The 12392-nt window shown below is 58.8% G+C and carries 15 protein-coding genes, 1 tRNA gene and 1 pseudogene; 15 read left to right on the top strand and 2 right to left on the bottom strand.

Features of this window, described 5'->3' with window-relative positions:
- Window positions 1–238: 238 nt before the first annotated feature.
- From AC04SG_RS20020 to AC04SG_RS19980, 9 genes are all read left to right on the top strand, one after another.
- A complete protein-coding gene (locus AC04SG_RS20020; protein WP_192252209.1) occupies window positions 239–673 on the top strand; it encodes a DUF2948 family protein in 435 nt (144 codons plus the stop codon).
- 110 nt (window positions 674–783) lie between these two features.
- Window positions 784–2076: a histidinol dehydrogenase gene (gene hisD, locus AC04SG_RS20015; RefSeq protein WP_488552446.1), complete on the top strand. Its 1293-nt coding sequence runs from the start codon at window positions 784–786 to the stop codon at window positions 2074–2076.
- Between the two features lie 6 nt (window positions 2077–2082).
- Window positions 2083–2568 carry a UPF0262 family protein gene (locus AC04SG_RS20010; protein WP_192252203.1) on the top strand — a complete coding sequence of 162 codons (486 nt, stop codon included), beginning with the start codon at window positions 2083–2085 and terminating at the stop codon, window positions 2566–2568.
- Window positions 2569–2602: 34 nt separating this feature from the next.
- Window positions 2603–3022 carry an arsenate-mycothiol transferase ArsC gene (locus AC04SG_RS20005; protein WP_488552451.1) on the top strand — a complete coding sequence of 140 codons (420 nt, stop codon included), beginning with the start codon at window positions 2603–2605 and terminating at the stop codon, window positions 3020–3022.
- Between the two features lie 183 nt (window positions 3023–3205).
- Window positions 3206–3424 carry a translation initiation factor IF-1 gene (gene infA / locus AC04SG_RS20000; RefSeq protein ID WP_006200926.1) on the top strand — a complete coding sequence of 73 codons (219 nt, stop codon included), beginning with the start codon at window positions 3206–3208 and terminating at the stop codon, window positions 3422–3424.
- A gap of 19 nt (window positions 3425–3443) precedes the next feature.
- The gene (locus AC04SG_RS19995; RefSeq protein ID WP_192252197.1) at window positions 3444–4070 is read left to right on the top strand and encodes a Maf-like protein; all 627 of its coding nucleotides are present in this window, start codon (window positions 3444–3446) and stop codon (window positions 4068–4070) included.
- Entirely contained in the window at window positions 4067–4258 is a 192-nt protein-coding gene (gene yacG / locus AC04SG_RS19990; protein ID WP_142869784.1) for a DNA gyrase inhibitor YacG, read from the top strand. Before AC04SG_RS19995 ends, yacG begins: the two co-directional genes overlap by 4 nt.
- Before the next feature lie 225 nt (window positions 4259–4483).
- Window positions 4484–4559 (top strand) — tRNA-Phe (locus tag AC04SG_RS19985).
- Between the two features lie 212 nt (window positions 4560–4771).
- Window positions 4772–6019, top strand: coding sequence for a tyrosine-type recombinase/integrase (locus tag AC04SG_RS19980; RefSeq protein WP_488552445.1), 1248 nt, complete (start codon window positions 4772–4774; stop codon window positions 6017–6019).
- 308 nt (window positions 6020–6327) lie between these two features.
- On the opposite strand, the gene AC04SG_RS19975 is transcribed toward AC04SG_RS19980, so the two are convergent.
- Window positions 6328–6642: a Wadjet anti-phage system protein JetD domain-containing protein gene (locus tag AC04SG_RS19975; RefSeq protein WP_488552450.1), complete on the bottom strand. Its 315-nt coding sequence runs from the start codon at window positions 6640–6642 to the stop codon at window positions 6328–6330.
- 170 nt (window positions 6643–6812) lie between these two features.
- On the opposite strand from AC04SG_RS19975, the gene AC04SG_RS19970 reads away from it, so the two are divergent.
- The 6 genes and pseudogenes from AC04SG_RS19970 to AC04SG_RS19945 form a co-directional block, all read left to right on the top strand.
- A complete protein-coding gene (locus AC04SG_RS19970) occupies window positions 6813–7055 on the top strand; it encodes a hypothetical protein (RefSeq protein WP_488552444.1) in 243 nt (80 codons plus the stop codon).
- 104 nt (window positions 7056–7159) lie between these two features.
- Window positions 7160–7561, top strand: coding sequence for a DUF1515 family protein (locus tag AC04SG_RS19965; protein WP_488552443.1), 402 nt, complete (start codon window positions 7160–7162; stop codon window positions 7559–7561).
- 103 nt (window positions 7562–7664) lie between these two features.
- Window positions 7665–8591 carry a hypothetical protein gene (locus tag AC04SG_RS19960; RefSeq protein WP_488552442.1) on the top strand — a complete coding sequence of 309 codons (927 nt, stop codon included), beginning with the start codon at window positions 7665–7667 and terminating at the stop codon, window positions 8589–8591.
- Window positions 8588–9082, top strand: a complete 495-nt coding sequence (locus AC04SG_RS19955; RefSeq protein ID WP_488552441.1) for a hypothetical protein — start codon at window positions 8588–8590, stop codon at window positions 9080–9082. Before AC04SG_RS19960 ends, AC04SG_RS19955 begins: the two co-directional genes overlap by 4 nt.
- 207 nt (window positions 9083–9289) lie before the next feature.
- Window positions 9290–11026, top strand: coding sequence for a DNA methyltransferase (locus tag AC04SG_RS19950; RefSeq protein ID WP_488552440.1), 1737 nt, complete (start codon window positions 9290–9292; stop codon window positions 11024–11026).
- 97 nt (window positions 11027–11123) lie between these two features.
- Window positions 11124–11920 (top strand): annotated as a pseudogene (locus AC04SG_RS19945) (ATP-dependent DNA ligase); the annotation flags it as partial.
- 122 nt (window positions 11921–12042) lie between these two features.
- Here AC04SG_RS19945 and AC04SG_RS19940 read toward each other — a convergent pair.
- Window positions 12043–12213, bottom strand: coding sequence for a hypothetical protein (locus tag AC04SG_RS19940; RefSeq protein WP_488552439.1), 171 nt, complete (start codon window positions 12211–12213; stop codon window positions 12043–12045).
- Between the last annotated feature and the right edge of the window lie 179 nt (window positions 12214–12392).

The following is a 12392-nucleotide window of genomic DNA, read 5'->3' as shown; positions in this document are numbered from 1 at the left end:
AGCACGGGAAACTGGTTCGCCGAAGCGCCGCGCCAACCAAACCGCTTGGCGCTGCGGCGAACTCAACATAAGGCGAAAACTGTTACCTATGTATCCGGTTCAAACTGTTACCCATCTATCGGCTGGACACCGGCAGGGCGATGAGGGGCAGCGCAAACCGAAGCTATTGGCGCGGTTGCACGGATCGCTAAGACCGCCTAACAGAAGGCTTCAGACCAACCTTAGGCACAAATTCCGCATGGCAGCCCTCAAACTCATTGCGCTCGACGATCAGGATCTGAGCATCGTCTCGGCCCATGTTCAGGACGCCGTGATGAAGGTCTCGGACCTCGAATATTTGCCTTCGGCCAAGCGTTTCCTGCTGACCATGAACCGCTTCGTCTGGGAGGCGAAGTCCGGGCTGTTCAGACAGCACAATGAACGGCGCCAGGCGGTGCTGCATTTCGACCGCGTGCTCGGCGCCAAGACCAACGGGATTGCCCGGGACAGGCCGGCCGAGGTGCTGTCGCTCTTGGCAATCAGCTTTGTCGAGATCAGCAAGCCAGCCGGCATCGTTGAGCTGGTCTTCTCCGGCGGCGGCACGATCATGCTCGATGTCGAATGCATCGAGGCGCGGCTTGCCGATATAGGCGGCGCCTGGGAAGCCACCTCGCGTCCGGTGCACAGGGGCTAAGGCATGATCCCAAAAAGTGGGTACCGGTTTTTGGAAAAGATCATGCTCCAACAAAGGGTTAGATCATGGTGAGATTTCAACCAAATCTCATCATGATCTAGACGCAGCCGATGGCCATCACGCTCCGCCAGTCCGACGCCGGTTTCGAACAGCGTTTCGCAGCCTTCCTGACCACCAAGCGGGAGGTGTCGGAGGACGTCGACACCGCCGTGCGCGCCATTATTGCGCGGGTTCGCGCCGAGGGCGATGCGGCGCTGATCGACTATTCCAGGAAATTCGATCGCGCCGAGCTCGACAGGCTCGGTATCGCCGTGTCGAAGGAAGATATCGCTCAGGCCTACAAGCAAGCCGATCCGCAGACTGTCGAGGCCCTCAAATTCGCCCGCGATCGCATCCGATCCCATCACGAACGGCAAATGCCCAGGGACGATCGCTATATCGATGCCGCCGGCGTCGAATTGGGCTCGCGCTGGACGGCGATAGAGGCGGTCGGGCTCTATGTGCCGGGCGGTACGGCGAGCTATCCGAGCTCGGTGCTGATGAACGCCGTGCCGGCCAAAGTGGCCGGCGTCGAGCGCATCGTCATCGTGGTGCCGGCGCCGGGCGGCGTCATCAACCCGTTGGTGCTGGTGGCGGCCGACATTTCAGGCGTCTCGGAAATCTACCGCGTCGGTGGCGCGCAGGCGATCGCAGCGCTTGCCCATGGTACCGAAACAATAAAGCCGGTCGCCAAGATCGTTGGACCCGGCAATGCCTATGTCGCCGCGGCCAAGCGCCAAGTGTTCGGCACGGTCGGCATCGACATGATCGCCGGCCCCTCGGAAGTTCTGGTGGTGGCCGACGGCAGCAACGATCCCGACTGGATTGCCGCCGACCTTCTGGCCCAAGCCGAGCATGACGTGTCGGCGCAATCGATCCTGATCACCAGCGATCCCGCGTTTGGCAAAGCCGTAGAACAGGCGGTTGAGCGCCAGCTGCAAAGTTTGCCGCGCGCAGAGACGGCTGCAGCCAGCTGGCGCGATTTCGGCGCGGTGATCCTGGTGGACACAATCGAGGCCTCGCTGCCGCTGGTCGACCGCATCGCCGCCGAACATGTCGAGTTGGCCATCGACGACGCGGAGGGTTTTCTCGCCAGGATGCGCAATGCAGGTGCGGTGTTTCTGGGCCGTCATACGCCCGAAGTCATCGGCGACTATGTCGGCGGCTCCAACCACGTGCTGCCGACGGCGCGCTCGGCGCGTTTCTCGTCGGGCCTGTCGGTGCTCGATTTCGTCAAGCGCACCTCGATCCTGAAGCTCGGACCGGAGCAACTCAGAGCACTTGCGCCGGCGGCGATCGCGCTGGCCAAGGCGGAAGGCCTCGACGCGCATGGCCGCTCCGTCGCCATCCGGCTGAACATGTAGGCCACCATGTCGGACTACGATCGAACCCGCGCCAAGCTGATCGATGTCGAACTCGACGAATCGATCGGCCGTTCGACGCCCGACGTCGAACATGAGCGCGCGGTGGCGATCTTCGACCTGATCGAGGAAAACAGCTTTCAGCCGGTCAATGATGACGGCGCTGGTCCCTACCGGCTGAAATTGTCGCTGGCCGAATCCCGGCTGGTGTTTGCGGTCGCCCGCGAGGATGGCGCTGCCGTTGTCACCCACATCCTGTCGCTGACGCCGCTCAGGCGCATCGTCAAGGACTACTATCTGATCTGCGAAAGCTATTACGACGCCATCCGCTCGTCGACGCCGAGCCATATCGAGGCGATCGACATGGGCCGGCGCGGCCTGCACAATGAAGGCTCGCAGACGCTGATGGACCGGCTTGCCGGCAAGATCGACATCGACTTCGACACGGCGCGGCGGCTTTTCACGCTGGTCTGCGTGCTGCACTGGCGAGGCTGAACTGCCTGCCGCGCTGCCCCGCTCCATCCTGTTTTTGTGCGGCATGAACGCCGTGCGCTCGCCGATGGCCGAGCAGCTGGCGCGGCGCATGCTGCCGCCGGCCATTTTCGTTGCCTCTGCCGGCGTGCACAGGGGCGAGCGCGACCCGTTTGTCGATGCGGTGCTGGCCGAAGAAGGGCTGACGCTGGGCGAGCGCCAGCCGAAAGCAATGGACGATCTCGAGGACGACTATTTCGACCTGATCGTTACGCTGGCGCCGGAAGCGCACCACGCCGCGCTCGAACTCACCCGCTCGCTTGCCGTCGACGTTGAGTACTGGCCGATGCCGGACCCGACCGGTATCGGCGGCAGGCGCGAGCAGATCATGGCCAGCTATCGCGACGTCCGCGAGCGGCTGAAAGCGCGGATTAGCCGACGTTTTTTGCTTCCGGAAGAAAAAAACGCGGCGGATTAATGGATGTCGCTCAAAAGTGGTCCCGGTTTTGAGACAACGACATGCATAACAAAAGCTTAGATCGCGTCGCATATGACGCGATCTAAGCGTGTTCACAAGCGGACGATTATCATATAGGTTCCGCCGAAATTCCGGCCTGGGCACTCCAGGACCCCGGAACTGCAATCCAAGCAAAGGTATCGAATGCCGAAGGAAGAAGTCCTCGAGTTTCCGGGTGTCGTGACGGAATTGTTGCCCAACGCGATGTTCAGGGTGAAGCTCGAAAACGAACACGAGATCATCGCCCATACGGCCGGCCGCATGCGCAAGAACCGCATCCGCGTGCTGACCGGTGACAAGGTCTTGGTCGAGATGACGCCCTATGACCTGACCAAGGGCCGCATCACCTATCGTTTCAAGTAAGAATTAGATCCGGACCGCGATGAGCAGTTTGCAGAAGCTGGTGCTTGCCTCGGGTTCACCGCGCCGGATCGAGTTGTTGCAGCAGGCCGGCATCGAGCCGGACCGCGTGCTGCCGGCCGATGTCGACGAGACGCCGCTGCGCGCCGAGCATCCGCGCTCGCTGGCCAAGCGGCTGTCGACGGAAAAAGCCGAGAAGGCGCTGGCATCGCTGAAAAGTGAGGAAGACTATGCGCCGGGGTTCGTGCTGGCCGCCGATACGGTGGTCGCGGTCGGGCGCCGCATCCTGCCCAAGGCCGAGACGCTGGATGACGCCGCCAACTGCCTTGGGCTGTTGTCGGGCCGTTCGCATCGCGTCTATTCCGGCATCTGCCTGATTACGCCGGGCGGCAAACTGCGCCAAAGGCTGGTTGAATCCAGGGTTCGCTTCAAGCGGCTGCCGCGCGAGGAGATCGACGCCTATGTCGCGTCGGGCGAATGGCGCGGCAAGGCGGGCGGCTATGCCGTGCAGGGTCTCGCCGGTTCCTTCGTCGTCAAGCTGGTCGGCTCCTACACCAACATCGTCGGCCTGCCGCTCTACGAGACGGTGGCGCTGCTTTCCGGTGAAGGCTTCAAGGTCCACACCAACTGGCACACCGCGCGGCCATGAGCCTGGACGACAAGGTCACGCCGCTGCGCCCGAAGCGCCCCTGCCCCGAATGCGGCAAGCCATCGGCGCGCGAGACCTATCCCTTCTGCTCGACGCGCTGCAAGGACATCGACCTCAACCGCTGGCTGAAGGGCGCCTATGTCATCACCGCGCGTGATGATGAGGACGAGAGCGACGAGCCGAAGTAGGGTTTGCGCGGCGCCGGCCGCGACAATTTCACTTGGCCGACCTTGCGCGATTGCTGCTTTGCCGACGCCTATCGAGCCCCGTCACCTATCCGCGACAATTGCCCCGGAAAATCGGCGCTTAGGCGCTGGACAGGCCGGATTCCCGTGCTATAACCCACGCGCTTTCAAGGGGCGCCCACGGTGCTTTCCTGAAATCCGGCCAACGATATCTCGTTTGCCGGCGAGGCCCAGATAGCTCAGTTGGTAGAGCAGCGGACTGAAAATCCGCGTGTCGGTGGTTCGAATCCGCCTCTGGGCACCATCCCCTCTTCTCCCGACATGCCCTTCCGCCGAAACCTCTACGCCTACGGCTCCATAAATGGCTGAAATCGCTTATTTTTTTCGCGCTAATGGCGTACCGGGGCGTATTGCCCGGATTTTCGGCGTATTTGGTCCAACGAGCCCGCGGGTTGGTATTTTTGTTGGTATCGGACAACCTGTTGGTATCGAAGCAGCCAACAGGATCTCCCAGAGATGGCCCTGTCCGACGCGAAATGTCGAAACGCCCGACCGGCTTCCAAGCTCTTGAAATTATCCGACGGTGGCGGGCTCCAGCTTTGGGTGCAGCCCAGGGGAACCCGCTTATGGCGCCTCGCCTATCGGTTTGACGGGAAGCAGAAACTCCTAGCGCTGGGAAGCTATCCTCTCGTCTCCCTCGCCGAGGCACGCCAGGCGCGCGATGACGCCAAACGTTTCCTGATAGCTGGCACCGACCCCGGGCAGGAACGCAGTTTGCGGAAGGCCGACTCGTCCAAGGATTCGTTTCGCTCAATTGCTCACGAATACGTTGACAAACTCAAGAAGGAGGGACGTGCCGACCGGACGATCAGCAAGGTGAAATGGCTGCTCGATTTTGCCTATCCGACCTTCGGCGACAAATGCATTCGGGAGATCGATCCAGCAACCGTCCTTGCGGCCCTTCGTCGCGTGGAGGTGCGCGGGCGATACGAGTCGGCCCGGCGACTTCGCTCCACCATCGGCACCGTGTTTCGATACGCAATCGCGACTTCACGCGCGGATGCAGATCCGACGATCGCTCTGAGGGGTGCACTCATCAGCCCAACGGTCACGCCACGTGCCGCAATCACCGACCCCAAAGCCCTGGCCGGCTTGCTGAGGGCAGTCGATTCGTTTGATGGACAGCCAACAACCCGAGCCGCCCTTAAGCTGATGGCGCTACTGTTTTCCCGGCCCGGCGAGATGCGCGGGGCCGAATGGGATGAGTTCGATTTCGAAAGCTCGGTGTGGATCATTCCTCAAGCACGTATGAAGATGCGACGGCCTCACCGCGTTCCCCTTTCGAGACAGGCCGTCAACGTCCTGACCTCCCTTAGAGAAATCTCCGGCGGAGTACCATTGTTGTTTCCTGGTGTCCGTTCGGGTTCGCGCCCGATTTCCGACAACACGCTCAACTCCGCCCTGCGCCGTATGGGCTACGGCAAGGAAGAAGCTACCGCACACGGTTTTCGAGCAACAGCATCAACGCTGCTAAACGAATGCGGAAAGTGGCACCCAGACGCTATAGAGCGGCAGCTGGCCCACATTGAGAACAACGACGTTCGTCGCGCTTACGCCCGGGCAGAGCACTGGGAAGAGCGAGTTCGGATGATGCAATGGTGGGCCGACTATCTGGACGAACTTAAGCTCAACAACGCACGGGTGATATCCACGGCAGGACGCGGCAAAGCTGCTGTCCATACCTCAAGCGATGGTCCACTTTGAACCAAACAGCGACGGTTAACCAAACGCCGAAACGAATATCCGACATGCGAAAGCCGGTGCGCCTCCGATAGCAGGAATCATCTGGTCGCCGGACCGCCGTTCGTGACTGCAGGGAGATCCGTACAGGGCATCGGCGCTCTCTGCTCTACGGCAGCAAGAGACACTGTAATCGGACTTCTGGGATCGAACTCCTCCTGCTCGTGTGATTCGCGGTGAGGAAGTCCGCCAAGCTGGCGATCGCGCTTGCGCGCATGTCTCCGACAGGAACGGCCACCCCGGGCGCGGGCCTCCCGAAGCGGCGGAGCAGTTCAGTATCCATCATTGTGGGGGCACAACGGAATGAGGACCTCGGCAAGATGCCTTTCGAGATGGTGGAAGATACGAACGCCTCCGGCGTCCCTATCTCCCCAGTGAAATGTCGGCACCTGCGCCTGGGCCGCCAGCCTTGTGATCGTCGCAAGCGCCGGTCGTGAAGGGAAGCCACCCGAATAGATGACGAGGGCCCGTTCGGACCGTGCGACCTCCCGGACGTGCCTAACGAATGAAGTCAAGTTCTCGATCGTCAGGACGTAGTCGGGCTTCGTCGGGAGACCTAGCCGAAGCGCTGGACACGGGAGCGGCATGATGGAAGGGCTCATAAACCTCATCATTTCAGCGCTCGACTATGCGCTCCGCATTGCCGGCGCGGTCAGCTTGGTGGCGATCGCCGCCTTCCTGGCATGGTGGTTCTATGATCGGGCTCGGCATTCTCGACTGAATCAAGCTCGGCCTCGGTGCAGCCGCCGGCGCCATCGTGGCTGGCGCGGTGATCTACCCGATCGCGCACTGGAAGGGTGACACCCAAGGATACAACCGCCGCATTGCCGAAGTCGCCGCGGCCGACGTCAAAGCCGAACTCGAAAGGAAGGGTGACAATGCGAAGCTCAGCAGCATGTCTGACTACGATCTGTGTGTTTCTGGCCTTCGCGGCAGCGGGATGCCAATCGACGCCTGCGAGCAGCTGCGCGGGATTTCAGTCGAACAGCCTGAGCCCTGAAGGCACCATTGCCCCTGATTAAGGCAAACCGGCCTGGCTACGAGCGAGTAATCGGCAATGACCGCAACGGCCAGCGCCGCGGCTGCTGGAAATAGGTGTCCCTCATGCCGGCAGCAAATTCCAAAAGCCTGGAAATGATGATTGGCGGGCTATTGGAAGCCACGCAGAACATGCAGCGCGACATCACCGAGATCCGTCGCGACATCAAGGACAGCGATGCGCGTGCCGCACTCAGCTATGAGCAATCGGAACAGCGCGCCGCAGCTAGTCGCTCAAAGATTTACGCCAAGACCGACCAACTCGTTGACCGCGTCACTGCGACCGAGACCGCAGTAAGCAAACTGAACGAGGACATGACCAGCGTTAAGGAGGTGACGGCCGAAGTGACGCGCTGGAAGTTGATGGGGCTTGGAGCTCTCGGCGTCACTGGCATGGCTGCGGCCGCACTTGCCTCCCTTGTCACGGCCTACTGGTCGGACATTTGGCGGTTGATTAGGGGTGGATAGTCACCAGAACAGCGGTTCCTGGCAAGGATCCGGCAGCCCCGGGCCGACTAGACTTTTGGCGACAAGCCGTTTTCATAGGATGGATTAAGTCGGGGAGGGTTGAGTGGCAAGAAAATGTAGGGCGAATGCTTATCTTATCGAGGTGCGCAGCCTATATGCAAAGTCAAATGAGAATTTGAAATTCGGGAAATTTGACGGCGCGACTGACCTGAGGGCCGCGATAGCGAAAATTCTCAATAAAATGACGACCTTCAGCAAAATCCCGCTGCATCAAAAGGTCTTCAGTATCGAGCCGAAATGGGGGAAAACCGGCCCCTTGATCGGCTTTCTCAACGCCGGCGATTACGGGTTCGCCTCGGACATCATCGATACTGACAGTGGTAAGGTCGCCTACAACAAAAAGAAAACTGAGTCGCTTCCAGACCCATTTTATTTTCATCTCGAGCTCCCCGAGAACGAGCGAAGGGGTATCCTCTGCATACAATCTTGGGGATTAAGTGGTGTCAGGAGTCTTTTTGAGACTGCTGTTACCGGGCAATTTGACAAGCTATATCCCGAGTTCCGGCTGCATATCCGGAGCCTGACTATCGCAGACGCTTTGTCGGACCTGCTGAAAACTGGTACGGTAGAGGAGATCATTGTGGAAAAGCACGAGATCCCCGCCGATATCGCTGACCGGTTTGGCGGAAACAAGACTGTGCAGCCCGGCAAGTTTGTCTATTCGATTCAGCCCGCTGACAAGGGCATGTTTAAGCGCGACGGTCTGATCGCCTTTGCAAAAGGTGAGAAAAAACTCGATGAGGTTTTTGATTTCGACGAAAACGGTTTCGACGTGGTCAAGACAAAAATCAAGGTCGGTGGCGAATTGAAAACCATTAACCTAACCAAGCCCGAAAGCCTTTCAACCTCGTATGACCTGACCGAGGACGTGAAGATCGGTCAAGACGGATTTCCAACCTTCGCGAGCCTGAAATCAGAGTTCGGGAAAATCGTAGAGGACATCGCGAAACGCGGAGGTATCGAGTTATGACGAGCAAAATCGATATTCGGATGATCGTCGAAGATCACTTCTCAACGTTCAAAGATGAGGGCACACAGAAGTATAGCTCAGAAGATTTTGCGATAATGGCCGGCGTTCCGTTGTTATTCGCCATCGCGGCATTTGCCTTTGGTCTTTCGGTTGGCGACACAAACATCGGCACGCTTATATCGGTGTTTGCAATTTTTTCGGGGCTACTGTTCAACGTTCTGGTGTTGATTTACAGCTTTTCAGACGGTAATTCAGACGGGAAAAAGAGCGTTCGGGATCGATTGCTCAGGCAAAGCTTTGCCAACATCTCTTATACCATTCTCGTTGCTCTGGTCGCGGTAATCGTCTTGACCGGATTGTTATTTGTCGATGGCCTAATTCAAAGGATATTGGAGGCCGTAGTTGTGCTCCTATCAACAAATTTTGTCCTATCGCTTCTTATGGTCCTAAAGCGAATTCATGTCCTCCTTCGCGATAAATTCCCTACCTGAGAACTCGCGCAACCAACATCCCCGCCGCTCGTTGACATTTGCTGGCTCGCTCCAGCTACTCCAGACCAATTGCCGGCTGGCTCGCGCCGGCGGGCTTTTTTATGCTCGCGCACCCAGAGAACGCCGCTGTTTCGGCCCGCCGCCCCATGGTTAACCCAATCTAAGGGAGATGCTGACAAGATTTACTGAACAAAGTGGGGATTTCCCGTGGTCAATCAACTGTGGTTCGGTGACAACCTCACCGTTTTACGGGAACAGGTAAAATCTCAGAGCGTGGATCTTGTCTATCTAGATCCGCCTTTCAATTCGAACGCCACGTACAACATCCTATACAAAACCCCTGTCGGCGGTGACGCTCAGGTCAAAGCGTTTGAAGACACATGGAGTTGGGAGGACGGCGCCTCGAAAGCTCTCGATGATCTGAGCCGTGAGGATATTACCACTTTTAATATGCTCCGCGCACTCCAGACTTTTCTTGGAAGAAGCGACATGATGGCTTACCTCGCCATGATGGCTGTCCGTCTGGTGGAGCTCCGCCGCATTCTTAAACCCACTGGGTCGATCTATCTGCACTGCGACCCGACAGCCTGTCACTATCTCAAGATATTGATGGATGCCGTTTTTAACGGCGAAGGGTTCGTCAACCACATCTCCTGGAAACGGTCGCATGCACATAGCGACGGGCGACAAGGGGCAAGGCATTTCGGCCGCAACTCCGATACCATCTTGTTCTATGCACGGTCGGCGGAACGCGTTTTCAATGTCCAACATATACCGTATTCAGCCGAGTATTTGGATCGCGACTATCGTCGGGTCGAAGAAGACGGTCGACGCTATCGGCTGGACAATATTCAGGGTCCAGGTGGGGCGGAGAACGGCAACCCGTTCTACGAGGTGATGGGGGTCGAGCGCTATTGGCGATACTCCAAAATCAAGATGGCCGCACTGATCAAAGAAGGAAGAATTGTCCAGACCAGGCCGGGGGCGGTTCCGCAGATCAAGCGATATCTCGATGAGATGCCAGGCGTCCCGGTCCAAGAGATTTGGACGGACATCCCAATTATTAGCAATCGATCGAAAGAGGCGCTCGGCTACCCAACACAGAAACCCCTGGCGCTGCTTGAAAGAATTGTCGCGACATCGTCGAACGAAGGCGATGTGGTGCTGGACCCGTTCTGTGGCTGTGGCACTGCCATTCATGCCGCTGAGAAACTAAAACGGCATTGGATCGGTATCGACATCACGTATTTGGCTATCCAGGTCATAGAGGATCGTTTCAAGACGTGGCTGCCTGGTGCATCGTACAAGTTGAACGGAATTCCGGCTGACGAAATGTCTGCCCGAAAGCTCGCATCACACGATCCGTACACATTTCAGCAATGGGCAGTTGGAAGAGTTGGCGGTCAGTCGCGGGGCAAGGGAGCTGACGGCGGAATAGATGGTGAAATTGTCTTTCAGACCGGTAGCCAGACCTACGGTAGAGGATTGGTGTCGGTTAAAGCTGGCCGCCATGTTGGCCCCGATATGATAAGGTCGCTCTGCGCCGTTGTTCAACGCGAGCAGGCAGAGATCGGCGTATTCGTCTGCCTCGATGAGCCGACTAGGGACATGAAATCTGAAGCTCACGGATTCGGACGAATCGACCTACCGGGCGGCGATCGACCGCGCATCCAGATCGTGACTGTTTATGATCTCGTTCGCGGCCCGAATTTGGGGATACTGACCGCGCTAAACATCGTTGCTTCTGCCGAAGCTGCCCGTGCGGTCGCACGGAAGAAGCCTCCAAAAAGACCGTCGCCCGAAGAACTGCGTACCCGGCCTGAGTTGCCACCAATGCCAATTTCGGGCGGACGGGTCGCAAAGGGGCAGCCGTCATTGCCTCTGGACGAGCCCTTGCTTTCACATCCGCAACCAACCCATCGGCGCAGCAGCAAGCGGATCTGAAAATCACTGGCCCGTAGCATCAGGGCAGGTGACCTTTGTCGTTTTGGGAACTATTTCAGCGCATGCTGATTTAATCCCCGGGTGGTGGGTGAGTTTCATGCGTCTGAAGTTCATCGAGCCTTTGTTGCCGACCCTTGTCGAGAAGCCTCCCGAAGGCGACGGATGGATTCACGAGGTGAAGTTCGACGGCTACCGCTCCCAGATCATCATCGACGACGGAGGCGTTCGCATCTTCACTCGGCGCGGGCTCGACTGGACATCGAAATATCGCGACTTGGCCAAGGCCGGTGGTGATCTTGGCGTCGAGAGCGCAATCATCGACGGCGAGATCATCGTCCTGAATGAGGCTGGCCTGTCCGAAAGGCGATCACCCGCCGGCAGCACGACCTGTATTTCGTGGCGTTCGATCTTCTCCACCTAAACAGCCACGACCTGCGGGACCTGCCGCTGGAGGACCGGCGCGAGATCCTGGCCGAGATGATCCCGAAAGGCAGTCGCATCCAATTCAGCGAAGCTCTGCCGGGCACCGGCGCCGGGGTCTTTCACCTTGTCGACCAAGCCGGACTCGAGGGCGTGGTGTCTAAACGAAAGGATAGCCGGTATCGCAGCGGAACGTCGACCAACTGGCTGAAGGCGAAGTGCCACGCGATCGGCGAGTTCGATCTGCTCGGCGTCGAGCGTGAACCAGGCAAGCCAGCCTTCGCGTTGCTGGCCGAGCGCGGAACTGGTCGCTATGTTGGCTCGGCCTTCATCACCCTGAACCGCGAAATGCGCGAACGGCTCTGGAAACGCGTCCAGGAGCACGCAGGGCCGGCGCCGTAGAGCATGAAGCGACCGGCAACGCAGTGGGTCAAGCCAGGGCTGATCAGCCGTGTGAAGCACTTGCGCGGCGAATGGTTTGTCCGTGTGGTCGAGGAAGACCAGGAACTTACCCGATCATTCGAGCTTCAAAGCTACGCGCTCGCCTTCGCTGAAGGCCAGCGGATGCGACTAGGACTCGCCGACTTCAAACGACTCTAAGGCTTCTTCACCATGCGCGCTTCGCGCAAGAGCGACGACCAGTTGTACGGGCCAAGGAAGCTAACAAGCTCTGTGGCTTGTGCAGGGGTGATACCGGTGTCAGTCACCAGACGCCGCGCGGCAATGCCGCTCGCTGTTTCGGGCGGCTTGCCCAACTCGTCAACCATGTTGGATGTCCCTTCCAACTGACCCTACGTCAGCCGGCAGGGAATGGTTCCGGAGGCGGGCGCGGCTAGCCACTTGCCGCCTGGCGCCCTGGTCAAGGGGAGGCTAATCTATCCTACGAAGGGGTTTGTAAGTTTGACAGACCCAGCCACAGGTAGGAATATCCGAGCGGGGTGGATAT

This window comes from Mesorhizobium sp. CNPSo 4684 (assembly GCF_057784315.1).
The sequence above is the reverse complement of the archived record's forward strand: the minus strand, read 5'-3'. Positions and strand labels throughout refer to the sequence as shown.